This is a genomic window from Bacillus sp. 1A, assembly GCF_052682215.1.
Genome location: NZ_JBQYLZ010000001.1, coordinates 4,957,429 through 4,983,642, shown reverse-complemented (window position 1 = coordinate 4,983,642; position 26,214 = coordinate 4,957,429). Strand labels below are relative to the sequence as shown.

The following is a 26,214-nucleotide window of genomic DNA, read 5'->3' as shown; positions in this document are numbered from 1 at the left end:
TTTTTATCTGGAAATTTTGAGGCGGTAAAACTCCCGCCTCAAAATTCGGCAAATATGAGGAAGTTAGATGGAAGATAACTTCCTGTAAAGCTTGACTGGTGAGGAATTGAAGTACGTAATTTTTATGTTGGAAAAGTATATTAAAAACTTAGGAGAAATTGGCGAAAAATGTCTATCGAAAAATCTTTGCAGGAATGTATGGATTGTCTAAAATAGAAATAAGTTTCTGAATATTTATAAAATTTAGCCTTTAGGTATACAAGGGGGAATTGTATTTTCAGTAAGAGAGGGGAATGGGAATGAAAAGAGATGATACGTCAGCACGTAAGTTACAAAGTGAAGTGAATTATACAGAGATTGTTCAGTCAGAAGAATTTCAATTACTATTAAATACGAAAAAGAAGTTTATCGTTCCGATGAGTATTTTCTTTTTAAGCTTTTTTATTGCATTACCTATTTTAACATCGTATTCAAAGGTGCTCAATACACCAGCATTTGGGGATGTTACGTGGGCATGGGTGTTTGCATTTGCGCAATTTATTATGACGTGGTCATTATGTATGATTTATAGCAAAAAAGCAGAATCCTTTGATGAAATCTCGCAAAAAATTCTACAAGATATGCAAAAAGGGAGGAGCTAACTTTGAATGTAACCGCTTTTGCATTATTTTTAATCATCGTTCTTGGTACACTCGTCATAACTTATTTTGCGTCGAAGAAAACGAAAAATGCGAGTGAGTTTTATACAGCTGGAGGGGGATTAACTGGTTGGCAAAATGGTCTGGCCATTGCGGGAGATTATATGTCTGCTGCGTCTTTTCTTGGTATAGCCGGAGCGATTGCATTAACTGGGTTTGATGGGTTCTTTTATAGTATTGGCTTTTTAGTTGCTTATTTAGTTGTTCTATACCTTGTTGCAGAACCGCTTAGAAATTTAGGGAAGTACACGTTAGCGGATATGATTGCGGCACGTTTTGATGCGAAAAAAGTTCGCGGTGTTGCAGCACTTAATACGATGACGATTTCGATTTTTTATATGATTGCACAATTAGTTGGGGCTGGTGCACTTATTAAATTATTATTAGGGATCGAATATACGACATCCGTTTTAATCGTTGGTACATTAATGACAGTGTACGTTATTTTTGGTGGAATGACTGCGACGAGTTGGGTACAAATTGTTAAGGCTGTACTACTTATGGCTGGTACATTTATTATTTCTGTTATCGTTTTCTCCAAATTTAATTTTAGTGTGACTGAAATGTTCGCGCAAATGAAAACAGCTACACCATTAAAAGATTCGTTTTTAAATCCAGGAGTAAAGTATAAGGATGGTCTTGATACACTGTCTTTAAATTTAGGACTAGTTCTCGGTACTGCCGGATTACCACATATTCTTGTTCGCTTTTTTACAGTACGTGATGCAAAAACGGCACGGCAATCTGTTGTGTACGCTACGTGGTTAATTGGTGCATTTTATATTATGACAATCTTCTTAGGATTTGGGGCAGCAGCATTTGTAGGGAATGAGGCAATTATGAAAGCAAACCCTGCTGGTAATATGGCAGCACCTTTGTTAGCTAAAGCGTTAGGTGGAGATTTCTTATTTGCTTTCGTTTCAGCAATTGCCTTTGCAACTATTTTAGCTGTAGTGGCAGGCCTTGTATTAACAGCAGCATCAGCATTTGCACATGATTTTTATAATGAAATTATTCGCAAGGGGAAATCAACGGAAAAAGAGCAAGTGTCAATGGCTCGCTATGCGTCTATTGGGGTAGCGGTATTATCCATTATACTAGCGTTATTTGCTCAAACGTTGAACGTAGCATTTTTAGTTTCATTAGCATTTGCAGTTGCAGCGAGTGCAAATCTACCAGTTATATTATTCACAATATATTGGAAGCGCTTCAATACAACAGGTGCCATTTCGGGTATGGTCGTTGGTCTTGTATCAGCAATTGTTCTCGTAGCCTTAAGCCCAAATGTTTGGAACCCTGTAGCTGGAAAAGCTATATTTGTTGGGGAAGCGATATTCCCATATACGACACCTGGAATTATTTCAATTCCGCTTGGATTCCTTGCAGCATATTTAGGAACCGTGTTATCTAGTAAGAAAGAAGATGCTGCGAAGTTTGATGAGATTCTTGTGAAATCTAATACAGGTCATGGTGTTAGTGATGCATCGTCACATTAAAAAGAGAAGGGCTTTTCGATATATAAGAAAAGCTCTTTTTTTCTTGTAAATATTACTGTATTGTAAGTAGGATTTTGTCTTAATTTTGTGGAATGAAAATAAGCAGGGAGAAATTTAAATCATCATGGCACCAGCGCAGCTTTTGTGAAAAATAAGTTGTTATGGAAGGTGGAAGAAATGATGAAAACGAAACAGACTGATGAATTATTAGCAAAAGATGAGCAATATGTTTGGCACGGAATGCGTCCTTTTAGTCCAAATAGTACAATGGTAGGGGCAAAAGCAGAAGGGTGCTGGGTTGAAGATATAGAAGGGAAAAGATATTTAGATGGTATGAGTGGTCTTTGGTGTGTGAATAGTGGATATGGCAGAAAAGAGCTCGCAGAGGCGGCATATAAGCAATTACAAACATTATCATACTTTCCGATGTCACAATCGCATGAACCAGCTATAAAGCTTGCAGAAAAATTAAATGAGTGGCTTGGAGGAGAGTATGTTATTTTCTTCTCTAATAGTGGCTCGGAAGCGAACGAAACAGCTTTTAAAATAGCAAGACAATACTATGCTCAAAAAGGTGAACCGCATCGTTATAAATTTATGTCGCGTTACCGCGGGTATCATGGAAATACAATGGCAACGATGGCAGCGACGGGACAAGCACAGCGTAGATATCAATATGAGCCATTTGCTTCAGGATTTTTACATGTAACACCGCCAGATTGTTATCGTATGCCTGGAATAGAAAGAGAAAACATTTATGATGTAGAATGTGTAAAAGAAGTAGATCGCGTTATGACATGGGAATTAAGTGAAACGATTGCAGCTTTTATTATGGAACCAATTATTACGGGCGGAGGCATTTTAATGCCGCCACAAGACTATATGAAAGCTGTTCATGAAACGTGTCAAAAACACGGTGCCTTGCTCATTAGTGATGAAGTGATTTGTGGTTTCGGACGTACAGGAAAAGCATTTGGATTTATGAATTATGACGTTCAGCCGGATATTATTACGATGGCAAAAGGGATTACGAGTGCATATTTACCGTTATCAGCGACAGCTGTGAAAAAAGAAATATATGAAGCATTTAAAGGAAAGGGAGAATATGAATTCTTCCGTCATATTAATACATTTGGTGGAAATCCTGCGGCTTGTGCATTAGCGCTTAAAAACTTGGAGATTATGGAAAATGAAAATTTAATTGAGCGATCTGCACAAATGGGATCGCTTCTATTAGAACAATTAAAAGAAGAAATTGGAGAGCATCCACTTGTTGGGAATATTAGAGGGAAAGGTCTACTAGTTGGAATTGAACTAGTAAATGATAAAGAGACGAAAGAGCCAATTGATAACGACAAAATTGCAAGTGTTGTAAATGCTTGTAAAGAAAAAGGTTTAATTATTGGACGAAACGGCATGACAACAGCAGGATATAATAACGTCTTAACATTAGCACCACCGCTTGTTATTTCAAGTGAAGAAATTGCTTTTGTTGTTGGAACGTTGAAGACAGCGATGGAACGCATTTAATGAATGAAGCGAGCTGTATATTACAGCTCGCTTTTGTTTAGTAGGAGGTTTTTTTATGAAGAAATATGAGCCTAGTCAACATTATCACATCGGGTATTATGAAGATGGATACGATTTAGAAGTGACGGCGTACAAAAGAATAAATGAGCCAGTTTGGGATGCTTATATTCCGCACTATGAGGTAGACGATTTTTACAAGAAAGTGGAGAAAATGAAGCTAGGTGAATATATAGATGATTACGGCATTATGGTGTATTCATTTAGTAATGATATTGATGATGAAGAAGCACGAATTATTTTTGAAAAATGGTTAAAAACGAATAAAATTGTTTAAAGATAAAACGAAAAAGGAGATTGCTATCTTATAAGATAGCAATCTCCTTTTATTATATGAAACTTATTTACTTGCTTTCATCGCTTTATCTTTTGCACCAAAAGTGTATTTTAACATTGGTGGTGTAATCATTGTAGTTAAAATAACGACAATAACGATAGCTGTAAAGTAATCTTGTGCCAATAGGCCTGAAGAAAGTCCTGTTCCTGCGATGATAAGTGCAACTTCACCACGAGAAACCATTCCAGCACCGATAATTGCAGAAGACTTAGCGTCAAATCCAGTCATTCGTGCACCAAATCCACAACCGATTAGTTTCGTTAATACAGCGATTATTGTTAATGCTAGGATGAACCAAATTTGATTGCCAATACCGTCAAATGTAATATTCATACCGATACTTACGAAGAACACGGGAACGAACATAGCGTAAGCAATTGGTTCTACTTTCTTTTCTACTTCATGTTTGTAGTTCGTTTGAGAAATAGCGATACCAGCTGCGAAAGCACCGATAATACCAGCAATTCCTAATAGTTCGCCGAAATATGCGAATGAGAAACAGATGATAAGAGCCGCGCTCACGATAGACTCAGATACGCGTAGTGGTGATAACCAGCGCATAATCGCAGGAACACCTTTCCATCCAATTAAAATAATAGAAGCGAAGAATACAACTTTCTTCAAGATAACCATTGTTAAGTTAACATCGTCTGTACCTAAGAAGCTCATTGCAAATGCTAATAAAATAACAACAAGAATGTCATCAAATACAGCAGCGCCAAGCATCGTTGTACTTTCACGTGTTTTCATCTTTCCTAAATCACGAAGTGTTTGTACGGAAATACTAACACTTGTCGCACATAGAAGTAATCCTAAAAATACAGCATTTCCTTGTTCCATTCCCATAACAAGACCAGAAACGTAACCACCTACGAATGGAAGAATGATACCGCCAAGTGCAACTGCTAAAGAAGAATTACGATTTGCGTTTAATTCCTCTAAGTCTGTTTCAAGTCCTGCCATAAACATTAAAAGAATAACACCGACATTACTTAATTGTGTTAGAAGCTCTGAATTTTCAATCCAACCTAATAAAGCTGGACCGATAACGATACCGACAATTAATTTACCTAGTACAGAAGGTTGACCTAATCTAACACTAAGATCACCGGCAAGCTTTGTACTTAATAAAATAAGTGCAATTTGAAAGAAAAATTCGAATTCCATCGGATCCTCTCCTCATCATTTTTATTTTTATCATACGATTTCTCGGAATTTGCCTAATGAAAATATGTAAAACCCATTAAACAAAGGGTCTGATTACAAGTTCTTTTGAACTCGTAATTTGAACCTGTAATTAATATATAATATATTTTACAAAAAATCAATGAAAAAATAGGAGCTTTTTTAGAGAGAGGCTGTGTTATTAGGGATATACATATAAGAGAAGCGTGCGGATTTTATATGTATAAAATAGTATGAAGTCTTTTTTTATTACAAATAATAAAGTCTAAATACTATTTCACGAATTATAACTGTGAAAGGGAGGGCTTATCATTTGAAGTCATTAAAAAACAACTTGTCTATCGTTGCTTTAGGTGGAGTAAATGAAATAGGGAAAAATATGTATGCTATTCAATATGAAAATGATATTGTCGTTATTGATTGTGGATCTAAATTTCCAGATGAAAGTTTATTAGGAATTGATTTAATAATTCCAGACATCACATACTTACAAGAAAATAAAGAAAAAATTCGCGGGTTAGTCGTGACACATGGACATGAGGACCATATTGGTGGAATACCATATTTTTTAAAACAACTAAACGTACCAATCTATGCGACGAAGTTAACGTTAGGTTTAATTGAAATTAAATTAAAGGAGCATAATCTTCAAAATGGTACAGAATTAATCGTTATTCACGCAGAATCAGAAATCGATCTCGGTTCTATTAAGACGACATTTTTTAAAACGAATCATAGTATTCCAGATTGTCTCGGTATTGTGTTTCATACACTAGAAGGTACTGTAGTACATACCGGGGATTTTAAATTTGATTTAACACCAGTAAATAACCAACATCCTGATATTCATAAAATGGCTAAAATAGGTAGTGAAGGTGTACTAGCGTTACTATCTGAAAGTACAAATGCAGAACGACCAGGTTTTACTCCATCAGAGAGATCGGTAGGGGAACGGATAGAAGAATTATTTTTGAAAGCTAGCAGAAAAGTAATTATTTCTACATTTGCTTCTAATGTAAATCGTGTTCAGCAAATAGTTGAAGCTTGCATAAAAACAAATCGAAAACTGGCTTTGCTCGGGAGAAGTATGGTAAATGTAGTAGAAGTTGCTCTAGAGAAAGGGTATTTACATATTCCAGACGGCATGTTAATTGAAGCGAGTGAGGTAAATCGTTTGGATCCAAAGCAGGTCGCAATACTTTGTACAGGAAGCCAAGGAGAACCAATGGCAGCTTTAGCGCGCTTAGCTAGTGGAAACTATAGACAAGTGGACGTTTTACCAGAAGATACGGTTATTATAGCCGCAACTCCTATTCCAGGAAATGAGCGTAATGTTTCACGAATTATAGATAATTTATTTGCATTAGGAGCAAAAGTAATTTATGGATCAGGTAGTTCTACTGGAGTCCATGTATCCGGTCATGCATATCAAGAAGAGTTGAAATTGATGCTCACTTTAATGAAGCCAAAGTATTTTATCCCAATTCATGGAGAGTTTAGAATGCTACATCACCATAGTTTGTTAGCAGAATCAATTGGTGTTGAAAAAGAAAATATCTTTATCGTTCGTAATGGGGATGTTGTAGATATAAGTAATGAAGTGGCCATTCAATCTAGAAAAATACAGGCTGGAAATATATATGTAGATGGATTAGGAATTGGTGATGTTGGAAATGCCTTATTACGTGATCGAAAACAACTTTCAGAAGATGGAATGCTCGTAATAGTTATTACTTTTAATAAAGTGGATGGAGAAATTATTTCAGGTCCTGATATTATATCTCGTGGATTTGTCTATGTTCGTGATTCAGAAGAATTTTTGAAGGAATTAAATAAATTAGCTGTTATTACAATTAATAATTTAAAGAAAGAGAATGTGAATAGCTGGGGTATTTTGAAAAGAGAAGTAAGAGAAGCTTTAGGAAAGTTTATATATACTAGCACGAAAAGAAAACCGATGATCCTTCCTATAATAATAGAGGTTTAAGAGTTAATAAAAAGAATTCTCATAGGGGAATTCTTTTTTGTTTTGAAGACAGAATGAACATATAATGAAATAAATAGAAATGGAAGGAAATAAAAGATGTTATTAAACAAACGCTTTACAATTGGAGAAATGGCAAAAATGCATAATATAGCTGAATCAACTTTACGTTATTATGATGAGAAGGGAATTTTTCATCCGTCCATTGTGGACCCGCAAACAAATTATCGCTATTATACGATCGATCAATTTTCACTATTAGATACGATTAAATTTTTACGCCAATTAAATATTCCATTAAAGGAAATTAAGAAATATATTGATGAAAGAAATCCGTCATACGCACTCAATTTACTGGAAAAACAACAAGAAATGATGTTGAAAAAACAAAGAGAAATTGAATATGCTTTGGCGAAAATGGAGCATAGAATTCATTTAATTAAGGAAGCAACAAAAGCAAAAGCTGAACAAATGGTAATGAAAGAGATCCCGCAGCGAAAAATTACAGCAATTGCGGTTGCCCCGAATACGACGGATGATATGTTTGAGTACTATATTCATTCGTTGCAAAAAAATATGAGACAAATGGATGATAGCTTATTTTCTGGAGATATCGGTGTAACAGTTGCGAAAAAAGGATTAATGCAAAATGAGTTTCAAGCATATAGTAGTGTTTTTATTCTTTTGGATTACATGCCTTTTCAAATACATAGTTCAGATGAAATTAAAGAAGGCATGTTTGCCTGTGTATATCATCATGGACCATATGAAGAAACGGATGAAACATATAAGAAGTTAATGAAATATATTAATCAAGAAGGATACGAAGTAAGTGGAGATGCGATTGAGATAGCATTAATTGATTGGTCTGTAACAGACAATCCAGAGGAGCAAGTAACAGAAATTCAAATTCCTATAATGAAAAAACAAAGCAATAAGTTGTAGGACGCGTATCATTACAAATTGGCTCCAAACATGATAATTAAGTTACCTATTTTTTAATTCTCTATTGACCTTCAAGTAACTTGAAGGTTTAAACTGTGAACAGAGCATTGAAAAAGGAGCATTTATATGATGGAAACAACAGAAAAGTTAAGAGAAAAACCGATAAAAAGTTTATTTATTTCTTATTTAATACCAGCCGTTCTAGGAATGGTGTTAATGTCAGTTAATATTGTGATTGATGCGGTTATGATTAGTAGGGGAGTTGGAGCAAACGGATTAGCAGGAGTAAACGTGGCTATTCCAGCGTTTTCAATTTTCTTCTCTATTTCATTATGGATTGGAATGGGCGGGGCAACGTTATATTCCATTGCACTAGGTGAAAATAAATTAGATAGGGCAAGATCTATTTTTACTCAATCCATGACGGTAGCAGTAATTATCGTAGGTGTGTTAGCAGCGATTTGCTTATGGAGAATAGAAGATTTAGCATACTTATTCGGTGCAAACGAAGTGATTTTACCGTATGCGTTAGACTATTTACACGTGTTATTAACATTTGGAATGATATACGTTTTAGAAAATATTTTAAGTACATTTATACGAAATGATGGAAATCCTAATTTAGCAATGGCAGGGCTAGTTGTAACGGCTGTATTAAATATAGTGTTTGACTATATCTTTATTTTCATCTTTGGATGGGGCGTAACAGGTGCGGCTTCAGCGACTATTCTTTCAGCAGCGATTGGTTTCCTTGTATTATTAACGCACTTCTTTAGAAAAAGTAGTATTTTAAAATGGACGAAATTCCATTTTGAATGGGATACAGTTAAACAAATTATGATCATAGGTTTCCCGAGCTTTACAGCAGAAAGTACAGTAGCGATTGTTACGATTGGTTTTAATATTACATTCGTTCAATATGCAGGAGAAGTAGGAGTCGCTTCTTATGCGATGGTGAATAGTATTCATGCGATGACATTACTATTATTCTTCGGCGTTGGAGCAGCGTTACAGCCAATCGCTAGTTTCCATTACGGTGCAAATTTAGCAGAAAGATTACGTGAAGGATTGCAGTTTGCTGTAAAAATTGCAGTTGTACTTGGGGGCGTAGCAATAATTGTCGGATTATTCTTCGGGAAATATATTATGGGTCTCTTTGATGTCCAATCTCCAGAGTTATTGGAGTTAACATTAACGGGTATTAGCTTGTTCTTTATCCAATATGTATTTTTAGGCTATAACATTGTGTATGGAGAGTACTTCCAATCCGTGCGACAAACGACAAAATCAGTACTTATTATAATGAGCCGAGGGTTACTATTTATTATTCCATTATTATGGATTATGCCAAAGATATTTGGGATAAATGGAATTTGGCTCGTTATGCCAGTAGCTGAAGTATTGACAGCGATTATCGTATTTACGATGAATCGTATGAAACATCCTGTTCCGTTAAATATGACAGGAAAGAAAGAAGCGATATAATGAAGAAAATCCCCTTGAGCAAGTAAGGGGATTTTTTTACTCTTTTAAACTAATCGCAAAAGATCCATCTGTTTCTTGAACAGACGCGAAAGCAACGCTTTTAATATTAGTGATGCCCTTTTCTTTTAATTCTTTATATAACCACTTTTCGTCCTTATGAATTAACTTTAAGTTATCGTATTGAATTTGCGAATCAACGATAAGGGCAATTGGTAATCCAGCATACGTAACATCTATGTTCAAATCTTTTGGAGTTAATGGTACAAGTTCACGCTTTGGTAAAATGCTAATGGCTCCGTTCGCTTCTAAAATAGCATATTCAATTTCGTGAACAATTGGATATCCTGCGACGCGAAGGTTAGACAGTAGTTCAGCGATTGGATATCTACTTTTTTGTAAGTTTTCAAAAATAATATCACCATGTTTAATTAAAATGATAGGGTGCCCGAGAATAAAACGATTTAGTTTGTTTAGTAAGCTTAATTTTGTAAGAAGCAAATGCAAACATGTAATAACGACCATACCGAGAAAAGCTTGCAAAGCACCAGAGACAGGTATGGCCTGAAAAGCTAAATAAGATAAAAAGATAATAGCACCAAAATCATGAGGAGTTAGTTGTGCTAAAGCTGATTTACCGAGCATCTTAAGTGATAGTAAAAACAAGATAAAAAAGAACGATACGTTACATAAAAAGAGAAGCAATAGGGACACTCCTTCGTGCAAAGTTGTACTTACTGTTCCCGAAAGAAATATAAATATTACTTTCCAGAGGATAAATTAGACTGAATTGGAATTTGTCTGTATACAAACAAATAAATGGATATTATCATGAAAGAAGCAAAGAACATAGGAGAATATGGATATGAAAAAGAAGAAAATAATTAAGTATATGATAGGCATTATAATGATTTGCACCGTTTATGCAGGATTTTTACAATATAACATTTATAAGCATGGGCAAATGAATGCGGCCTATGATGCTGATTATATAATTGTATTAGGCTCGAAAGTAAACGGGACGAAACCATCATACTCATTGCAATATCGTATTGATAAAGCAGCTGAGTATTTACAATCACATGAGAAAACAATTGCTATAGTATCTGGAGGGAAAGGAAAAGGAGAAGATATTTCAGAAGCATTAGCAATGAAAAATGGATTAATGAAACTAAAAATTGCAGAAGACCGCATTATAATGGAAGATAAGTCAACGAGTACAGATGAGAATATTACATTCTCAAAACCGTTAATTCCAGACAATATGAAAAAAGGAATGATCGTAACAAACGATTTCCATATGTTTAGAGCGAAAAAAATAGCAGCAAAACAAGGTTTACAATTAGAAGGTCTTCCGGCCGAAACACCGAAGCGAATTGTCATTCCATCGAATATACGAGAGTATTTAGCTATTACGCAATATTGGTTTATGAATCGAATATAGTGAAAGCGATCCCGTCTGAAATTTCAGGCGGGATTTAATTTGAGGAAAATCTTACAAATATGTCACGTTCGTGAAAGGTAAAGCGATAGTTTCTAGAATGGTTTCCTGACATAATGAAGGTAACAAAAACTATTTAGAGGTGAATCGGATGAAAGGAAATAATATTTTATCTTCGTTATGTTACTTTAGTATCTTTTTTGCACCATTTTTACTGCCAATTATCGTGTACTTCGTTGCGGAGGATGAAGTGAAATACCACGCGAAAAAAGCATTTTGGTCACATATTTTCCCGTATGCGGTTTTATTTGGTGGATTAGCAGTATCCGGCATATATGGTTTAAGCTTCAATCAATCCGATGGTGCTGGAATTGGAATGATGATCACATATGCAGTGTTCATTCTTGTAGGAATTTACTACTTCATTTGGAATATCGTAAAAGGTATTAAAGTTTTGAAAACAGCGTAATAAGACAAGAAATAATTCGGAGTGAATTTGTCGTTATTTGTCGGTAAGTCGATATCACTTGTCGAATCGTCGATATATTCGAAAAATCGTTGATATAGTGCAAGGAATCGTCGATATATTTAAATAATCGTCGATATAATTTCATTTGCCGTACTAATAGACGTTTTAAAAAAGAGCAGTTCAAAATGAAGTGACCCCTAAAAATTAGACACGGTTATTTCATTAGGCAGCTTGATCAAAATGAGTCCGGTATTGTACCGGGCTCATTTTTAATTTTGCCTTAATCCGTTTCGTATTATAATAATCTATATATTTTTCTAATTCTATTTTAAAATGCTCAATACATTCAAATTCTTTTATATAGAGGAACTCCGACTTCATAATCCCAAAGAAATTCTCTATTACTGCGTTGTCGTAACAGTTTCCTTTTCGAGACATACTCTGTACGATAGCTCTTGATTCAAGTGTACGGACGTACTGTCTCATTTGATAATGCCATCCTTGATCCGAATGCATCAATAGCTGGTGGTTTTCAGGTAAACGTTCTAATGCTTTCTCTAACATCTCTGAAACAAGCGAATACGTCGGTCTAGAACTAATTGTATAGGTAATAATTTCACCATTATACAAATCTAATACAGGTGATACATACAGTTTTTCTCCAAACAATTTAAACTCTGTGATGTCTGTTACCCATTTTTGATTCGGTGCATCTGCATAAAAATTACGCTCTAAAATATTGGGTGCAATTTTACCGACTTTCCCCTTATAAGATTTATATTTCTTCATGCGCACAACGCACTTTAAGCCAAGCTCTTTCATAATGCGTTGCACCTTCTTGTGATTCACTTTCTGACCACGATTCGTTAATTCATCACGAATGCGACGGTAACCATAACGACCTTCATTCTCCTCATAAATCGCTTTAATCTCCGCTTTCAAATCGGCGTCTACATCTGGGCGATTCATTTTTTTTACTAAATCATAATACGTGCTTCGTGGAATACCAGCTAGCTCCACGAGTGCCTTCACCAAATATTTATGCCTTAATTCATAGACTACTTGCGCTTTATCTTGTTTTGTGATTTTTCCTTGTTTTGAACTAAGGCATTCAACTTTTTTAAGTACTCATTTTCCATTTCAAGCTGTTTAATACGTGCTTCAAGTGCTTCGACTGACCCTTCAGCTAAAGCTTGTTTTAATTGTTTATTTGAATCTTTTTTCATGGATAAACGCCCCTTTTTCTTAGATTGAAGGGCATCAATTCCTTGTGTTTCCAGTTGTTTTTTCCAAACAGAAATCGTTGAAGGGGCAGGAATGTTAAAGATAGCTGCCGTCTCAAATAAGGACATACCGTTTTCAATCATAAAGTTTAGTACGTCTAGTTTAAATTGTTGTGTGTAATTTGTACATCGTTTTAGAAAAGCTTCCACACCATTTTGCTTATATTGGTTTACCCAATTCAAAATGATTGTGCCACTTATACCGATCGCTCTACCCATTTCTCGATAACTTTCATTTCCGTTCAAATAACGTAGAACGATTTGTATTTTTTCATCAGCTGTAAATTTAGCCATAGAAAAACTGCACCTCCAATTGTTAGACTGTGTCTAACAATTGGGGTGCAGTTCAAAAAGAATTGCTCTTTTTGTGCTTATAAGTTGTGAATATTGGAAAAGATATGTTAATTTTTCATTAGGAAGAGAAAAAAGGAGTGTTTTTCATGAATGAGATCATACATAAAATGGAGCAACACGTTTCAGTTCGTAAATATAAAGAAGAATCAATTCCGAAAGATGTAGTAGAAAGAATGGTGCAAGCTGCGCAGCATGCTGCTTCCTCGCATTTTGTACAGGCGTATTCTGTTATATATGTAACAGATCGAGACCTAAAGGTTAAACTAGCAGAGCTATCCGGAAATCGTCACGTGAAAGACTGCGCAGCATTCTTTGTTTGTTGTGCAGATTTAAAACGACTTGAAATGGCGTGTGAACAACATGGTACAGAAATAAAGCATGAAGGAGTAGAAGACTTTATCGTTGCGACAGTAGATGCTTCATTGTTCGCGCAAAACTTAGCGTTAGCAGCAGAATCGTTAGGATACGGTATTTGTTATATTGGTGGTATTCGTAATAATCCGAGGGAAGTAAGTGAATTGCTTCATTTACCAGATAAAGTATATCCTATATTCGGAATGACAGTTGGTGTACCAGATGAAAATCATGGAGTGAAACCGCGTTTACCAGTAGCAGCAATTCTTCATGAAAATGGGTATGATGAAAAGAAATATGATGAATTATTAAACGAATACGATGAAACGATGAGCTCGTATTACAAAGAAAGATCAGCAAACAAGAAAAACGTAACATGGACGGGATCAATGAGTTCGTTTATGGCTAAAGAAAAAAGAATGCATATGAAAGAGTTTTTAAGTGAAAAAGGATTTAATAAGAAATGAGTAAAAAGGCAGACCTGCATGCAGGAGGGCACTGAAAAACTTACGTTTTTCGGTTTATAAACCGGATGCAAAACAAGAAAGGCGACTTTTCATTCAATTTTGAATGAAAAGTCGCCTTTCCCTTTATTCTTTTTTACTTTGTTTCTTTTATCAAGGTTAGGATTCGTTTTAAATTGACAGCGAATATAGCCATTGCACCTTGCATTTGCATACCAATCAGACCCGAGGAAGATGCCACATCATACCCGTGTCTATGCTTAAGTTCACTATTTTTCGCTTCAATTTTATAACGTTCTTTCCCCTTTTCTTTAAAATATGCACTTTCTTGAAATGCTTGTTGTTCCTTATGTTCAGTAGATTTAATTGTCACAGAATATGTTTTACTTTTAGCGCCTTCTTTGTAACACCCACTTTTGAATGGACATACTTTGCATTTTTCAATATCAAAATAGTAGGTATGACTTTGACTATTGTTTGTTCCCTTTTTACCCGTACGTGCTCTACGAACGGCCATATGTCCAGCTTTACAGACATACATACCCGCATCTTTATTAAACTCAAATTCATCTTCTTTTTTACGTGGCCCTTGTGTCACAATAGGGTTTAATTTCGATACTAATTGTAATTGATTTTGGTTGGCATATTGAATATTATTTTTCTCAGAATAAGCAGTATCTCCAATAACTGTATCAATTTCCATCCCTGTTTCACGACTTTTTTCAATCAATGTTTGAAGGTATTTTCCATCGCTTTTTTCACCCGTTGTAATCACCGCAGCTGTAATGATGCGTTCTTCATTCATCGCAATATGTGTTTTATAACCAAAGAAAGAAGAATCCGCTGTTTTATGTCCAATTCGCGCATCAGGATCTTGCGAAAATTGGAGGTGTTCTTGGTGATCTTCTACGATTTCTTTTAAATAATTCAGTTTCTCTTTCACATTTGGATATTCACGAATGATTTCCTCTTTTTCTACTGTTTCAATTACTTTTTGACAATATTCAAGTTCGTCACTTAAGTCATCTGTCATTGTTTTTGGTGGGAACTTTCCCTTCATTCCTTCGTCAACTTGATAAACAGCTTTGCGGAGTAATTTGGATTTCTCCATTACAAATTCTTTCGGCGATTTTTGATTGAAGCGTGCTTTTGTATGTGTGGCATCAACAATAATAGATTTATTTTTAATCAAGTTTTTTTCGAGTGCAATTTCCACTGTTTTTTGAATGAGCATGTCAAGTAACCCTACATCTGTCAGACGAAGCTTGCGGAACTTCGTTAATGAACTAGGGTCAATGACCATATCTTCTGGTGCCATATCTAAGAAATATTTAAAGGACATATCGTATTTTGAGCGTTCCACAACATCTACATCTGATAAATCAAAAATAGATTTTAGTAATAAATATTTAAACATACGAACAGGCGGCACTGCATTGCGACCGTTATCGAGACAATATTTATCTTGTAGTTCTTCTAAAACAAAAGAAAAGTCTACCAGTTCATTAAATTGACGAAGCATATTATCCTTTGGTACAACGATATCGTAAATCGCCATAAATGGACTGAGGTTAAGAGATTGTTGATTAGAAATCATCCGAGACACCACCTAGAATTAGTATAGTTATTATACATGAAAAAAGCGAAAGCTTCCTCGATTTCATCGAGGAAGCTTTCGCTTTTTAAACTATAAGGACTTTTTCAGTGCCCTCGCATGCAGGTCTGCCTTTTTTGGAGGAGAAAGATGATTGTCTTCGAATAAGTATAGGGGGGAGGAGATAATATGAAAAAAGCTTTAATCTTTTTATTCGATGGATTTGCAGAATTTGAAGTGAATATAGCGAGTTTATTTTTAATAAGTAAGGAATTCGAAATAATAACAGCATCGGTAGACGGAAAAACAGTTACAGGAGAAGGCGGTTTTTTATGTCAACCACATGTCTCTATCGAGCATGTTGAAGTAGCAGATTATGAAGTGTTTATTGTACCAGGAGGACATATTTTTGATCATTTAGAAAATGAACAATTGTTATCGATCGTGAATGAATTACATAAGCAGAATAAATGGATAGCGGGTATTTGTGCAGGAACAGCTTTACTACATGCAGCAGGCGTGCTTAATAAGAAGAAATTCTCAACATCATTAACACCAGATGAAAAACAATTAGCGCATTTACATGAATGGGAATATAAACAAAATAAAGATGTAACCGTTGATGGGAAAATCATAACCGCGGTAGGATCTGCGTACGTGGAATTTGCTGCTGAAATAATGAAGCAGCTCAATTTATTTAACGAAGCTGAAGTGAAGGAGAACTTGCAATACTTTAAAAATGTAACAGAGCTTTGTGATGAAACGTTAGTATAAGTGAATAGTTTGATTGTTAATACATAAGTTCAGAATGTAGATTCCACTTTCTGAACTTATGTATTTTATTTGCTATTATATACATAGAAATAAAAATTAATAATTTTTTACAAAAGTGATAGAAAATGAGAATGAACTGCCAATAGTAAGTAAAAGCAGCTGCTAAAGGGGAACTGAGGAAGGAAGATGCTTATGATTTTCAATTCTGAAGAGGATTTAATTATAGCTATGAAAAAACATGATCAAGATGCTTTGAAAGAAGTGATTGATCAATATGGAAAATTAATTTTGTACATTATTCATAAATCATTAAGTACCCCTATTGAAAAACAATATGTGGATGATTGTTATAACGATGTATTTACTGTCATTTGGTTTCATATCGACCAATTTGATACAGAAAAGGGAAACTTAAAATCTTGGATGATTGGTATTACTAAATTAAAGGCATTGGAATATAAAAAGAAAGTATATAAAGAGAATACAATCGATAAAGACGTAGAAATAGATACAAGTGTCCATGATAGGTATGAAATAGAACAAGAAGAAGAGATTATGGAAATAGTTCAAGATTTAAATAAGAAAGATCGATATATCTTTTTAAAGAGGTATATTGATGGATATTCTATTGACGATATTGCGAAAGAATTAAAAGTAACGGCGGATTATATATACAATCGAATTTCTCGTGGGAAGAAAAAAATTCAAAAACTGTGGAAAGGGAGTGTGTAATATGGATAAAAGATTATTATCTATGTTAAATGAACTCCAATATTCAGAGGAAGAAATTGCACGTTTAGAGAAAGAAGCGAATGAGTCTATACATATAGATAAGTATTATGTAAAAAACGGGGAATTATTAAAGAAATTAACGATGCAAATGTTGGAAGAATCAGTTCGGAAAGAGTTGCAAGAAGGAGAAGAAATCGAGTGTGAAATATTAGTGGAAGAAGGAGGAGTTGTTAATTCTAAAGTTATACCGAATATATTCACGGCAGGTGCTACTTTTTATTATTACATTGTTTTAACTAATACAAGGTTACAAATTATAGCGTTAGATTGTTATTTTAAAAAGTTGAATGAATACAATGTACTAATAAACTCAATTCAAGCAGTTTCGCAACATAAAAAAATGAAAAATGTATATGGAATTAAAATAAATAACAATTATATACAATTAGGAAGTAAAGAGTATAATCAAGAATTAACAATTTTAATTGAAAAGCTAAAACAATGTGGAGTGAAAGAAGAGAGATATAAAGAATTTGAAAAACGTTGGATGATTTTTTTCAATGTGTTTGTAATAGCGATAGGTGGGCTTCTAGTTTTAAAATATTTAATGTGAAAATAAAAAGCGGCATAATAGCCGCTTTTTATCGTTTCGTTAGTATTTTATTTATGATTTTGTATCTCTAAAATATGTTTTTTAGTTATGATGTAAAGTACTCCACCGCACGTAATAATATATAAAGTATCTTTATCTTGAAAAACTTATTTACAACAAATTTAAACTTTCAATAAGAAGATACATACCCGTGCAACTCAAAAGGATATACGTAAATATTTTGAAAATCCGTTGATTAAGCCATTTGAAAATAATTTGGCCTATATACAAACCCAGAAATACGATAGGGACAGCATAAAAACTTGATTGCCAAATTGTTTTGTTTGTGCCAGTAAAGAGTATTTGAGTTAGTAGACTAATGAAATATATAAATAGATAAAAAGCTAAAGTAGTTGCTCTTAACTTCTCTTTTTTCGTATCAGTTCCTGTAAAGTAAAGTAACAGGGGTGGTCCTGGCATACCGATACTTGTCGTTAAAAGACCGGATAATCCACCCACTAAGAAATCTCTAGATTTTGTTGATTGAATTTTAAAGTTACATATTAGCATCAACGTTAATAGTAAGAGCAGGATGCTAATTGCTAATTTAAAAGTGTTGATGTTAATGGAAGTGAAAATTAAAATACCAAAAGGAACACCAGCTATACTTCCGAATATTAATCTTTTCAGTAGAATAAAATCAATGTCCATTCTTATTTTCCAAATGAGTGATATGGAAATAATTAATGATAAAATGATATTTATTTGTATAGCTTCTTGTGGTAGAAATAACATGAGTAAGAAAGGTGTTGCCATAATAGAAAAGCCAAAACCTGTACTTGTCTGTAAAATAGAAGCTACTAATATAATACATATGAAAATGAATATAATCTCCAAAATTGCCCTCCTACATAATCAGATCCAATACATATTTTAACATAAAGTGAAACTTTAATCAGTGGGGGGGCATACTGTCCTTTAATACGGGAAAAAAGCGGCTAAATATCCGCTTTTTATGTTGCAGTTAGTATTCTAATGACGATCCTGTAGCTTTAAAATATTTTTCTCGTGAAGGCGTCATTACACGGATTGCTAATAAACAGGAAAGGAAAAGAATGAGTAATGAGCTGCTTATTACAGTGATTTGAACGGAAAGAAATTGAGCAGACGCTCCAATTGCTAAAATGAAAAAGATTTGGATGAAATTTTTTATGGAATCAAACACGCTATCAATACGTCCCATCATATGTACAGGGATGTTATTTTGATAAAATGTGATAAAGCCAGTACCAGCAAATGATGAAGAAATGCCAAGTAAAATGAAACCGCTTGCTGCGATTATAAATGAATTTGAAAAGGCGAAAATTACATAGCCGATTGCTGTGAAAATCATACCTAATCCGATACAATATTGAATTGGTAATCGTTTGGCAAAGAGAGAGACAAGAAATGAACCGAAAACGTACGCAGCACCAGTTATACTAACAAGCATGCTATATTCTATATCGGATAAAAACAGTACTTGTCTTGTGAAAACAACTTCTTGTGAATCGAGTGCCATAGAGACAAGCATAGTAGCTTGAAATAAAACGAATATGAGAATAATGTAAGTTTCAGTTCGAGCGAATGAAAAAACTTGTTTCCAATCACTTCGTAATGTTTGTACGAAAGTATTTGCAACTTCTTCGTTTTGTTTTGTTTGTAATGTAATGTTTGGCAAGAAGTAAATGAGAATAGTAGAAAGTAGAAAGGAAAGAGAATTGCAGTAAATAACAAAGGCTGCTGAGTACGTGGTGAGAAGTATTCCAGCAAGGGCTGGACCGATAATAAAAGCCCCGTTTGTAAATAAGCTATTCCAAGCGTTAAATTGAGCGCGTTCTTCAGCTCGTATGAGCATTGTTTTATAAGTAAATGAAGCTGGATCGAAAAATGATGTAGCGATGCGAGTTAAAAAGATAAAAATATAAATGGCCCAAATAGAATCAAATAGTGGAATACAGCCAATGAGAGCTGCCCGAATTATATCTGTGATGAGCATAATGGACCGTTTGTTTAATCGATCTACTATGCTACCAGACCATATTTTTGTAACAACGGTCGCAATTGGACCAACAATCCATAATCCTGCTACAGCAGCAGGGGAGTTTGTGCTATTTAACACCATTAAGTTTAGGGCGATGAGATACATAAAATCACCTAAACGAGAAATTCCTGTTCCCGACAATAATAATAATTTATTTTTCATAAGCAGTTGGACCTTTCTTTCATTGTTTTTTAATCCTGCAGGAAATAGCGTATTCCTCTTCGGAGTTTGATTGACGAGCGGTTTTGTTTTCCCAGCGTAATAAAACTTGTGTAACTTCCCAAGTAAGCTGTTGTAATTCCTCTGGAGTTAAAAATAAATGAGATACAATATGACTGCCTGTATTCGTTCCTTCTGTGCCGCTTTCTTCAATATAGAAATGAGCAGATTTTGCCTTGTAATATTTTTCAATAATTCCTCGTTTTTCTTTCGTGTCTACTAATTCAAGTAACCCTCCATCATATAAAATTTGAACGTGATAATGAACGCTACCAGCAGATTTATTTAGTTTAGTAGCTACTTGTTTTGCAGTGAGTGCCTCGTCTTTTAAAAGGTGAAGAATTTGAATGCGAGTTGCATTAGAAATGAGCTTCTGCTGCTCAGCTGAAATAGTAAGTCTATCGTCAAACATTATGATATCTCCTTTCTTATGATCTAAATTTATTGTACATTCTAAAAAATTAGAACGTAAGGAAAATAAATCGCCTTTTTCCTTTATATTTCGACATAAATAAAAATAGCATGTACATAAACATGCTATTAAGTGTTAGTAGATTCTTCACTCAGTTTCCCGCGATAAAACAGGTAAAGCCATATAAAACTAACAAAAATACAGCATAGAGCTAATAGGCGACCAATAATTTGCGGAGAAAGAATTTCTAAAAGCGCTCCTGTAAAAAACATGGATAACTGAATAAGTGATCCGTAAATGGAATAATGGAATGAAAAAACTTTACCCATCATATTTTCATTCGTATAAGTTTGAAGTAATGTCGTATCAAGTGGAACGATAATTCCTCCTGCTATGCGCATACAGAGCAATGTAATGATACCGATAATAAGTTGATCGGACAACATGAATCCGAGAAAGAAAATTCCTTGTAGGAAATAGGCCCAACCGAATACTTTTTTCATTTTTTCTTCATTTTTAGATATATAAAGGTTAACGAGGAGGCTCCCAATCATAAGCCCAGCCCCTTGAATCGTATATAAAATTCCAATGTTGGTGTGGAAAATCTTTTCGGCATAGATTGTTAGAAGTAGCTGATAAGCGCCTCCAATAATACCCCATGAAATGCCGACAAGAATTAACGTTAAAATGATTTTTGTTTGTAATATGTATGTGTAACCATCTTTTATATCAGTAAAAAATGCTTTTTTCTTGTTACAAGTATCATGAGAAGGGACATTCATAGTATAAATAAAATAGGCTGAAATAAAGTATGACAGGCTATTTACTAAAAAAGCGAACTCAATATGTAAAGATTGTACAATTATCCCGCCTAGAGAAGCCCCCATAATAGACATAAAACCATTAATTGTACTAGAAAGAGAGTTAGCAGTTACGAAATGATTTTGGTGTACGATATTTTTTAAGGTTGCTTGTTTAGCTGGTTCAAATAAACAAGAAAGTACGGATAAACATATGTTAGAAATGAAAATAATCTCAATTTTATATAATGCAAATAAGTAAGTGAGGACGATCATGCCTCGTAAAAAATCGGTAAAAACCAGAATCTTCTTTTTAGAAAAACGATCTACAACTCCGCCTATAAAGGGGCTAAGAAGTAGCTGTGGTAAACCTTTACTTATAAAAGTGAGTGCAATCATAAACGAAGATTCCGTTATGCTATAGACGAATGTTACTAAAGCTACAGTATGAAACCAATCTCCAAGTACACTTAATGTTTGACCGTAAAATAGTTTTTTGAAGTTACTATTTGTTTTAAGAAGTGCGGAATAAGAAACTGACATAAAAAGATTAATCCTTATGTAATGACGATGCTTGAACTTGTTTTTTCCACTCGCTTAAATACACTTTCTCCGCTGTAGGAAGTCCAACAGGTAATTGTGCGATCAATTCTAAACTATTTCCGTCAGGATCATTAAAGTATACGGCGGCATGTGCTAATTCTGGAAAAACAATCGGCTCAATTGGTTCCATTCCAAAATCTTTTCTTGCTGAAATTCCTTTTTGGTTTAGCCAGTGTATTGCATTTTCTAAATCATGTAAGCTTACTTGAAAGGCGATGTGTCGTAAAGAGGGATGATAATTAACTTTGTATTCTGTGCCTTCCCAAAGACCGAGCCAACTTTCGTTTTCTTTAATCCAAAAGAAAGCAATATCATCTCCTCTTTTATATAATTTCAGTCCAAGTGATTCATAAAAAGATATTGATATCTCTAAGTTACTGACAGGTAAGTGTGCTTCGTAAAGACCTTTAATCATTGTAATCCTCCTTAGTAAAACATTTCTTATTTCATAGTAAACGTTTTTTTATTAGTTGAAATCACAAAAAAGAGGGATATCACTTCATACGAAAGTATGAAAAAACAGCTCGAATATGAGCTGTTTTCGTATAGTTTTTCTTTCATTTGTTAAGGATAGGATATATTAGTATCCGTATCCGCCGCCACCCCAGCAGCTACATCCGATGATGATTAGAAGGATGAATAGTACGATAAGCAAAGCAAATCCACCGCCGAAACCAGAGCAACTTCCACCATAGCTCATATGTTTTCCTCCTTTTGAGTAAGTTAATCTATATAATTCATGGACTACTATATACAGTATGTTTTTTGTATGGAAAAGGAGCCAGTCTCTTTTGTAATTAGACAAACGCCTGTATGGTTATTTTGATTGTATATTGTGCTAGGGGTATGTGAAGAAATCATTATATATTTTGCAATTTGTTCATAAAAAAATATAAAAATTGTAAAAAAAACCATTTTTATATTTTTTTATGAGAGGATTTGTACTATAATTTTACAAGTAATATTATGGGAAAAGGGAGTTTTAGTAAAGAGATGGAGATGGGAAAATTACACAATAAAATAGAAAACAAAAAGAAAGAGCTAATCCAACTTGTTGCTAGACACGGATTGGATCATGATAAAGTTTTGTTATTTAGCCGAGATTTAGATATACTTATTAATAAGTTTATGAATGTAAAAGATAAAGTACACAAATAAATAATTTGCAGTTTTTTATATTAAGATATTTTGTAAAAAAGGAGAGAAAAGTATTTGGAACATTTACAAGAAGAGTTATATAAACAAATAAAAGAAGAAAAAGGTATTGTTACAATTTTTTTAAAGAGTGGCGTTAGAATAGTAGGAGAAGTTGTTGCGATAGACAAATTTACCGTTTTAATGTTAGTTGATGGAAAACAACAGCTTATATACAAGCAGGCTATATCAACGATAATAAAATAAGACACTCATATTGAGTGTCTTTTCATTATCGTTTGCAAGCTTCCACATCAATGCCAGCAGCTAGTAATTTCTTTTCGCCATCTTGTTCAATCATTTTTTGTAATTTAGATAGGAAAGAATCAAAGTTTGTATGCTTTGCTACTTGGAATGTCATTTTATGCTCAATGGGTAGCCACGTATCAATATCAGCTTCGTTATGCTGAATTTTCACCTCAAGCTTATCAAGTGCGTTAGCTACTTTTGCCTCGTACGTTTCTTTCGCTTCAAACTCCATCCATAAATCATATAATTCCTCACCGAGAGAACCTTTTAATGTTCGTTTAATATTTAAAATGGCTTCTTGCTCATTTATTTGTTTTTGTAATTGTAATTCATGACTATTCATTGTATCAAAAGCAGGAATATCACCAGCTTCAGCTTCGACTAGGTCGTGAATAATAACCATTTTAAGTAATTTTTCAATATTTACTTTTTGATCTAAATAAGGCTCAACTAAAATGGCCATTAGAGACATGCGCCACGTATGTTCAGCAACACTTTCTTGACGTCCGTTAGAAAGCCAGCTATGTCGCATTTCATATTTTAATTTTTCTGCTAGTGCAATGACTTGTAAAATGTTATGTTCCATCGTGATCCTCCTCATATTTCCATACTATAATTCTAATATGGAAATGAAATGTGTCAATTTTATGAGTATATTGCGATAAACAGATGATAAGCGTATAATACTTATTATATGTGAAAACGCATTATTAAAATAAAAAAATGTTTTATAAAAATGAAAAGGAAAGGGCAGGAATATGGGAGAAGAAAATCAAGGATTTGCTAGACCACAAAGAAGAAAAAGGAAGTTTGACATTTCTAGCCCAGTCGGCATTATAGTAGGTTTTGCTATAGTGATAGCGGCAATTATGATTGGCGGCGGCGGAATAAAAGCTTTTAAAAACTTTTTAGATATTTCATCTATTTTAATTGTCATAGGGGGAACTACAGCGACAATTGTTGTGGCATATCGATTTGGAGAAATAAAAAAATATACGAAAAGCATTTTTACTGTTTTACATAGAAAAGAAGAAAATTTAGAACAGTTAACGGATCTATTTGTTGATTTTTCGAAAAAGTCTAAAAAACACGGCCTACTTTCTTTAGAAGTTGATGGAGAGCAAGTAGACAATCCTTTTATTCAAAAAGGAATTCAACTCATGTTAAGTGGTTATGATGAAGAGGAATTAAAAGAAGTGTTAATGAAAGATGTTGAAACGGAAGTGTATGAGCTAAGAAAGGGAGCGACATTATTAGATAAAATTGGTGATTTCGCTCCAGCTTGGGGCATGATAGGGACTTTAATTGGTCTTATCATTATGCTTCAAAACTTGCAAGACACATCGCAAATTGGTACAGGGATGGCAGTTGCGATGTTAACGACATTGTATGGATCAGTACTTGCAAATATGATTGCAATCCCTCTTGCTGAAAAGGTGTATCGTGGTATTGAAGATTTATATACAGAGAAGAAGTTTGTTATTGAAGCGATTTCAGAATTATATCGCGGTCAAATTCCTTCTAAATTAAAGTTGAAACTCGATACATATGTATACGAAACAAAGGTAAAAAAAGTAAAACGAGCAGCCTAATATTTCAAGGAGTGGTATGGTTATGATGAAACGACCGCAAAAGGGATCGCCTCGTTGGATGACGACTTTTACAGATTTAACGATGTTATTATTAACTTTCTTTGTATTACTAGTTGCTACATCAAAGCAGGATGCAGTAAAATTGTCAAAGATGCTTGAAAAGTTTAGTGACGTGGAGCAAGTAGATGCGAAAGTAATGGAAAATACAATACCAGATATTTCGCATGAAAAAAATGATGAAAAAATGGTCTCGAAAAAAAGAATGGATGAATTATATAAGAAATTAAAAGCATATGTAGATAATAACGGTATTAGTCAAGTGAATGTATATCGTGAGGATACAGGAGTAAGCGTCGTTATAGTAGATAATTTAATATTTGATACGGGTGACGCGAACGTTAAACCGGAAGCGAAAGAGATAATAAGTCAATTAGTTGGGTTTTTCCAATCAGTACCAAATCCGATTGTTGTTGAAGGGCATACAGATAGTAGACCTATTCATAATGACAAATTCCCTTCTAACTGGGAGCTGTCTTCAGCAAGAGCAGCAAATATGATTCACCACTTAATCGAAGTGTATAATGTGGATGATAAAAGACTAGCTGCGGTAGGGTATGCAGACACAAAGCCAGTTGTACCAAATGATTCACCGCAAAATTGGGAGAAAAACCGTCGCGTTGTCATTTACATAAAAGAATAGTATATTATCATTTTAATAATAAAATAATGAAAATACGAAAATTCTTTTAAAAAAATATTAAATTTTATCATTTTATTTTGTATAATGAGTGAGAATGATAAGGTGAAATATTAAGATATATTTATACATAGAAGGAGAGAATTAAAAAGAATGGCACATAAAATTTTAGTTGTAGACGATGCGATGTTCATGCGAACGATGATTAAAAACTTATTAAAAAGTAATTCTGAATTTGAAATTATTGGTGAAGCAGAGAATGGAGTAGAAGCAATTCAGAAGTTTAAAGAACTTCAACCGGATATTGTAACATTAGATATTACTATGCCAGAAATGGACGGACTTGAAGCGTTAAAAGAAATTATTAAAATTGATTCAAGTGCAAAAGTTGTTATTTGTTCTGCAATGGGACAACAAGGTATGGTATTAGATGCAATTAAGGGTGGAGCAAAAGACTTTATTGTAAAGCCGTTCCAAGCGGATCGAGTAATTGAAGCTTTAACAAAAGTAGCAAACAGCTAATATAGAAGGGGTGCCACAAGGAATCAAAACATTGATAGCGGATATGCGTGTGGCCCCCTTTTTTCTTGCTTT

General features: G+C 34.1%; 29 protein-coding genes. 18 read left to right on the top strand and 11 right to left on the bottom strand.

Annotated elements, in window-relative coordinates; all coding sequences use genetic code 11:
• Nucleotides 1-299 precede the first annotated feature (299 nt).
• The 4 genes from ACUN0F_RS25445 to ACUN0F_RS25430 all read left to right on the top strand — a co-directional run bounded on the left by ACUN0F_RS25445 (nucleotide 300) and on the right by ACUN0F_RS25430 (nucleotide 4,058).
• The gene (locus tag ACUN0F_RS25445; protein ID WP_264463175.1) at nucleotides 300-641 is read left to right on the top strand and encodes a DUF485 domain-containing protein; all 342 of its coding nucleotides are present in this window, start codon (nucleotides 300-302) and stop codon (nucleotides 639-641) included.
• 2 nt (nucleotides 642-643) lie between these two features.
• Nucleotides 644-2,194 (top strand): solute symporter family protein, encoded by a 1,551-nt coding sequence (locus tag ACUN0F_RS25440; protein WP_001103252.1) that lies wholly within the window; start codon nucleotides 644-646, stop codon nucleotides 2,192-2,194.
• A gap of 180 nt (nucleotides 2,195-2,374) precedes the next feature.
• Nucleotides 2,375-3,724: an aspartate aminotransferase family protein gene (locus ACUN0F_RS25435; protein ID WP_000850952.1), complete on the top strand. Its 1,350-nt coding sequence runs from the start codon at nucleotides 2,375-2,377 to the stop codon at nucleotides 3,722-3,724.
• 55 nt (nucleotides 3,725-3,779) lie between these two features.
• The gene (locus ACUN0F_RS25430) at nucleotides 3,780-4,058 is read left to right on the top strand and encodes a DUF3986 family protein (RefSeq protein ID WP_000759748.1); all 279 of its coding nucleotides are present in this window, start codon (nucleotides 3,780-3,782) and stop codon (nucleotides 4,056-4,058) included.
• A gap of 63 nt (nucleotides 4,059-4,121) precedes the next feature.
• Here the strand turns inward: ACUN0F_RS25430 and ACUN0F_RS25425 are convergent, their stop codons facing one another.
• Nucleotides 4,122-5,285 carry a cation:proton antiporter gene (locus ACUN0F_RS25425; RefSeq protein ID WP_000393879.1) on the bottom strand — a complete coding sequence of 388 codons (1,164 nt, stop codon included), beginning with the start codon at nucleotides 5,283-5,285 and terminating at the stop codon, nucleotides 4,122-4,124.
• A 331-nt stretch (nucleotides 5,286-5,616) separates the two neighbouring features.
• Here ACUN0F_RS25425 and ACUN0F_RS25420 point away from each other — a divergent pair, with 331 nt between their 5' ends.
• The 3 genes from ACUN0F_RS25420 (at nucleotide 5,617) to ACUN0F_RS25410 (ending at nucleotide 9,717) form a co-directional block, all read left to right on the top strand.
• Nucleotides 5,617-7,290: a ribonuclease J gene (locus ACUN0F_RS25420; protein WP_445540394.1), complete on the top strand. Its 1,674-nt coding sequence runs from the start codon at nucleotides 5,617-5,619 to the stop codon at nucleotides 7,288-7,290.
• Between the two features lie 96 nt (nucleotides 7,291-7,386).
• The gene (locus tag ACUN0F_RS25415) at nucleotides 7,387-8,232 is read left to right on the top strand and encodes a MerR family transcriptional regulator (protein ID WP_000925937.1); all 846 of its coding nucleotides are present in this window, start codon (nucleotides 7,387-7,389) and stop codon (nucleotides 8,230-8,232) included.
• A 129-nt stretch (nucleotides 8,233-8,361) separates the two neighbouring features.
• Nucleotides 8,362-9,717: an MATE family efflux transporter gene (locus ACUN0F_RS25410; protein ID WP_445540393.1), complete on the top strand. Its 1,356-nt coding sequence runs from the start codon at nucleotides 8,362-8,364 to the stop codon at nucleotides 9,715-9,717.
• Nucleotides 9,718-9,753: 36 nt separating this feature from the next.
• Here ACUN0F_RS25410 and ACUN0F_RS25405 read toward each other — a convergent pair whose 3' ends face one another.
• The gene (locus ACUN0F_RS25405) at nucleotides 9,754-10,419 is read right to left on the bottom strand and encodes a DUF421 domain-containing protein (RefSeq protein WP_445540392.1); all 666 of its coding nucleotides are present in this window, start codon (nucleotides 10,417-10,419) and stop codon (nucleotides 9,754-9,756) included.
• A 160-nt stretch (nucleotides 10,420-10,579) separates the two neighbouring features.
• Between ACUN0F_RS25405 and ACUN0F_RS25400 the strand changes: the two genes are divergently transcribed.
• Nucleotides 10,580-11,158: a YdcF family protein gene (locus ACUN0F_RS25400; RefSeq protein WP_000727383.1), complete on the top strand. Its 579-nt coding sequence runs from the start codon at nucleotides 10,580-10,582 to the stop codon at nucleotides 11,156-11,158.
• Nucleotides 11,159-11,306: 148 nt separating this feature from the next.
• The gene (locus ACUN0F_RS25395) at nucleotides 11,307-11,624 is read left to right on the top strand and encodes a DUF4870 domain-containing protein (protein WP_000678049.1); all 318 of its coding nucleotides are present in this window, start codon (nucleotides 11,307-11,309) and stop codon (nucleotides 11,622-11,624) included.
• Nucleotides 11,625-11,846: 222 nt separating this feature from the next.
• Here ACUN0F_RS25395 and ACUN0F_RS25390 read toward each other — a convergent pair.
• Nucleotides 11,847-13,201 (bottom strand): IS3 family transposase gene (locus ACUN0F_RS25390; protein ID WP_445539060.1). Its coding sequence is split into 2 segments (ribosomal slippage): nucleotides 11,847-12,748 and nucleotides 12,748-13,201, totalling 1,356 coding nucleotides; the frame shifts between segments, so codons are not numbered across the junction.
• A gap of 146 nt (nucleotides 13,202-13,347) precedes the next feature.
• On the opposite strand from ACUN0F_RS25390, the gene nfsA reads away from it, so the two are divergent.
• Nucleotides 13,348-14,082, top strand: a complete 735-nt coding sequence (gene nfsA, locus ACUN0F_RS25385; RefSeq protein WP_001002402.1) for an oxygen-insensitive NADPH nitroreductase — start codon at nucleotides 13,348-13,350, stop codon at nucleotides 14,080-14,082.
• A gap of 133 nt (nucleotides 14,083-14,215) precedes the next feature.
• On the opposite strand, the gene ACUN0F_RS25380 is transcribed toward nfsA, so the two are convergent.
• Nucleotides 14,216-15,676, bottom strand: coding sequence for an IS1182-like element ISBcy1 family transposase (locus tag ACUN0F_RS25380; RefSeq protein ID WP_445539017.1), 1,461 nt, complete (start codon nucleotides 15,674-15,676; stop codon nucleotides 14,216-14,218).
• A gap of 186 nt (nucleotides 15,677-15,862) precedes the next feature.
• Here ACUN0F_RS25380 and ACUN0F_RS25375 point away from each other — a divergent pair, with 186 nt between their 5' ends.
• The 3 genes from ACUN0F_RS25375 (at nucleotide 15,863) to ACUN0F_RS25365 (ending at nucleotide 17,792) form a co-directional block, all read left to right on the top strand.
• On the top strand, nucleotides 15,863-16,447 hold the full coding sequence (locus ACUN0F_RS25375) for a type 1 glutamine amidotransferase family protein (RefSeq protein WP_046955177.1): 585 nt from the start codon (nucleotides 15,863-15,865) through the stop codon (nucleotides 16,445-16,447).
• 186 nt (nucleotides 16,448-16,633) lie between these two features.
• Nucleotides 16,634-17,179, top strand: a complete 546-nt coding sequence (locus ACUN0F_RS25370; protein WP_445540391.1) for a sigma-70 family RNA polymerase sigma factor — start codon at nucleotides 16,634-16,636, stop codon at nucleotides 17,177-17,179.
• Between the two features lies 1 nt (nucleotide 17,180).
• Nucleotides 17,181-17,792, top strand: coding sequence for a hypothetical protein (locus ACUN0F_RS25365; RefSeq protein ID WP_000361344.1), 612 nt, complete (start codon nucleotides 17,181-17,183; stop codon nucleotides 17,790-17,792).
• A 150-nt stretch (nucleotides 17,793-17,942) separates the two neighbouring features.
• Here the strand turns inward: ACUN0F_RS25365 and ACUN0F_RS25360 are convergent, their stop codons facing one another.
• The 6 genes from ACUN0F_RS25360 to ACUN0F_RS25335 all read right to left on the bottom strand — a co-directional run bounded on the left by ACUN0F_RS25360 (nucleotide 17,943) and on the right by ACUN0F_RS25335 (nucleotide 22,588).
• Nucleotides 17,943-18,668: a sulfite exporter TauE/SafE family protein gene (locus tag ACUN0F_RS25360; protein ID WP_445540390.1), complete on the bottom strand. Its 726-nt coding sequence runs from the start codon at nucleotides 18,666-18,668 to the stop codon at nucleotides 17,943-17,945.
• Between the two features lie 127 nt (nucleotides 18,669-18,795).
• The gene (locus ACUN0F_RS25355; RefSeq protein ID WP_445540389.1) at nucleotides 18,796-20,016 is read right to left on the bottom strand and encodes an MFS transporter; all 1,221 of its coding nucleotides are present in this window, start codon (nucleotides 20,014-20,016) and stop codon (nucleotides 18,796-18,798) included.
• A gap of 19 nt (nucleotides 20,017-20,035) precedes the next feature.
• Nucleotides 20,036-20,485 (bottom strand): ArsR/SmtB family transcription factor, encoded by a 450-nt coding sequence (locus tag ACUN0F_RS25350; RefSeq protein WP_000459087.1) that lies wholly within the window; start codon nucleotides 20,483-20,485, stop codon nucleotides 20,036-20,038.
• 128 nt (nucleotides 20,486-20,613) lie between these two features.
• A complete protein-coding gene (locus tag ACUN0F_RS25345; protein ID WP_445540388.1) occupies nucleotides 20,614-21,828 on the bottom strand; it encodes an MFS transporter in 1,215 nt (404 codons plus the stop codon).
• A 7-nt stretch (nucleotides 21,829-21,835) separates the two neighbouring features.
• Nucleotides 21,836-22,303 (bottom strand): VOC family protein, encoded by a 468-nt coding sequence (locus ACUN0F_RS25340; RefSeq protein ID WP_000589719.1) that lies wholly within the window; start codon nucleotides 22,301-22,303, stop codon nucleotides 21,836-21,838.
• 165 nt (nucleotides 22,304-22,468) lie between these two features.
• Entirely contained in the window at nucleotides 22,469-22,588 is a 120-nt protein-coding gene (locus tag ACUN0F_RS25335; RefSeq protein WP_000120183.1) for a YjcZ family sporulation protein, read from the bottom strand.
• 239 nt (nucleotides 22,589-22,827) lie between these two features.
• Between ACUN0F_RS25335 and ACUN0F_RS25330 the strand changes: the two genes are divergently transcribed.
• A complete protein-coding gene (locus ACUN0F_RS25330) occupies nucleotides 22,828-23,046 on the top strand; it encodes an aspartyl-phosphate phosphatase Spo0E family protein (protein WP_002096752.1) in 219 nt (72 codons plus the stop codon).
• A gap of 54 nt (nucleotides 23,047-23,100) precedes the next feature.
• The gene (hfq, locus tag ACUN0F_RS25325) at nucleotides 23,101-23,289 is read left to right on the top strand and encodes an RNA chaperone Hfq (protein ID WP_087985600.1); all 189 of its coding nucleotides are present in this window, start codon (nucleotides 23,101-23,103) and stop codon (nucleotides 23,287-23,289) included.
• Nucleotides 23,290-23,314: 25 nt separating this feature from the next.
• Here hfq and ACUN0F_RS25320 read toward each other — a convergent pair whose 3' ends face one another.
• Nucleotides 23,315-23,917 carry an HD domain-containing protein gene (locus ACUN0F_RS25320; RefSeq protein ID WP_064476552.1) on the bottom strand — a complete coding sequence of 201 codons (603 nt, stop codon included), beginning with the start codon at nucleotides 23,915-23,917 and terminating at the stop codon, nucleotides 23,315-23,317.
• A gap of 172 nt (nucleotides 23,918-24,089) precedes the next feature.
• Between ACUN0F_RS25320 and ACUN0F_RS25315 the strand changes: the two genes are divergently transcribed.
• The 3 genes from ACUN0F_RS25315 to ACUN0F_RS25305 all read left to right on the top strand — a co-directional run bounded on the left by ACUN0F_RS25315 (nucleotide 24,090) and on the right by ACUN0F_RS25305 (nucleotide 26,142).
• On the top strand, nucleotides 24,090-24,923 hold the full coding sequence (locus ACUN0F_RS25315) for a flagellar motor protein MotP (RefSeq protein ID WP_098134026.1): 834 nt from the start codon (nucleotides 24,090-24,092) through the stop codon (nucleotides 24,921-24,923).
• 22 nt (nucleotides 24,924-24,945) lie between these two features.
• Nucleotides 24,946-25,623 (top strand): OmpA family protein, encoded by a 678-nt coding sequence (locus tag ACUN0F_RS25310; protein WP_000977943.1) that lies wholly within the window; start codon nucleotides 24,946-24,948, stop codon nucleotides 25,621-25,623.
• Nucleotides 25,624-25,773: 150 nt separating this feature from the next.
• Nucleotides 25,774-26,142: a response regulator gene (locus ACUN0F_RS25305; RefSeq protein WP_000940570.1), complete on the top strand. Its 369-nt coding sequence runs from the start codon at nucleotides 25,774-25,776 to the stop codon at nucleotides 26,140-26,142.
• The last annotated feature ends 72 nt before the right edge of the window (nucleotides 26,143-26,214 follow it).

Coding starts and splice junctions, on each gene's coding strand:
- ACUN0F_RS25445 (WP_264463175.1), top strand. CDS start 300: ATGAAAAGAGATGATACGTCAGCACGTAAGTTACAAAGTGAAGTGAAT.
- ACUN0F_RS25435 (WP_000850952.1), top strand. CDS start 2,375: ATGAAAACGAAACAGACTGATGAATTATTAGCAAAAGATGAGCAATAT.
- ACUN0F_RS25430 (WP_000759748.1), top strand. CDS start 3,780: ATGAAGAAATATGAGCCTAGTCAACATTATCACATCGGGTATTATGAA.
- ACUN0F_RS25425 (WP_000393879.1), bottom strand. CDS start 5,285: ATGGAATTCGAATTTTTCTTTCAAATTGCACTTATTTTATTAAGTACA.
- ACUN0F_RS25415 (WP_000925937.1), top strand. CDS start 7,387: ATGTTATTAAACAAACGCTTTACAATTGGAGAAATGGCAAAAATGCAT.
- ACUN0F_RS25410 (WP_445540393.1), top strand. CDS start 8,362: ATGGAAACAACAGAAAAGTTAAGAGAAAAACCGATAAAAAGTTTATTT.
- ACUN0F_RS25400 (WP_000727383.1), top strand. CDS start 10,580: ATGAAAAAGAAGAAAATAATTAAGTATATGATAGGCATTATAATGATT.
- ACUN0F_RS25395 (WP_000678049.1), top strand. CDS start 11,307: ATGAAAGGAAATAATATTTTATCTTCGTTATGTTACTTTAGTATCTTT.
- nfsA (WP_001002402.1), top strand. CDS start 13,348: ATGAATGAGATCATACATAAAATGGAGCAACACGTTTCAGTTCGTAAA.
- ACUN0F_RS25380 (WP_445539017.1), bottom strand. CDS start 15,676: ATGATTTCTAATCAACAATCTCTTAACCTCAGTCCATTTATGGCGATT.
- ACUN0F_RS25375 (WP_046955177.1), top strand. CDS start 15,863: ATGAAAAAAGCTTTAATCTTTTTATTCGATGGATTTGCAGAATTTGAA.
- ACUN0F_RS25370 (WP_445540391.1), top strand. CDS start 16,634: ATGCTTATGATTTTCAATTCTGAAGAGGATTTAATTATAGCTATGAAA.
- ACUN0F_RS25365 (WP_000361344.1), top strand. CDS start 17,181: ATGGATAAAAGATTATTATCTATGTTAAATGAACTCCAATATTCAGAG.
- ACUN0F_RS25355 (WP_445540389.1), bottom strand. CDS start 20,016: ATGAAAAATAAATTATTATTATTGTCGGGAACAGGAATTTCTCGTTTA.
- ACUN0F_RS25350 (WP_000459087.1), bottom strand. CDS start 20,485: ATGTTTGACGATAGACTTACTATTTCAGCTGAGCAGCAGAAGCTCATT.
- ACUN0F_RS25345 (WP_445540388.1), bottom strand. CDS start 21,828: ATGTCAGTTTCTTATTCCGCACTTCTTAAAACAAATAGTAACTTCAAA.
- ACUN0F_RS25340 (WP_000589719.1), bottom strand. CDS start 22,303: ATGATTAAAGGTCTTTACGAAGCACACTTACCTGTCAGTAACTTAGAG.
- ACUN0F_RS25335 (WP_000120183.1), bottom strand. CDS start 22,588: ATGAGCTATGGTGGAAGTTGCTCTGGTTTCGGCGGTGGATTTGCTTTG.
- ACUN0F_RS25320 (WP_064476552.1), bottom strand. CDS start 23,917: ATGGAACATAACATTTTACAAGTCATTGCACTAGCAGAAAAATTAAAA.
- ACUN0F_RS25315 (WP_098134026.1), top strand. CDS start 24,090: ATGGGAGAAGAAAATCAAGGATTTGCTAGACCACAAAGAAGAAAAAGG.
- ACUN0F_RS25310 (WP_000977943.1), top strand. CDS start 24,946: ATGATGAAACGACCGCAAAAGGGATCGCCTCGTTGGATGACGACTTTT.
- ACUN0F_RS25305 (WP_000940570.1), top strand. CDS start 25,774: ATGGCACATAAAATTTTAGTTGTAGACGATGCGATGTTCATGCGAACG.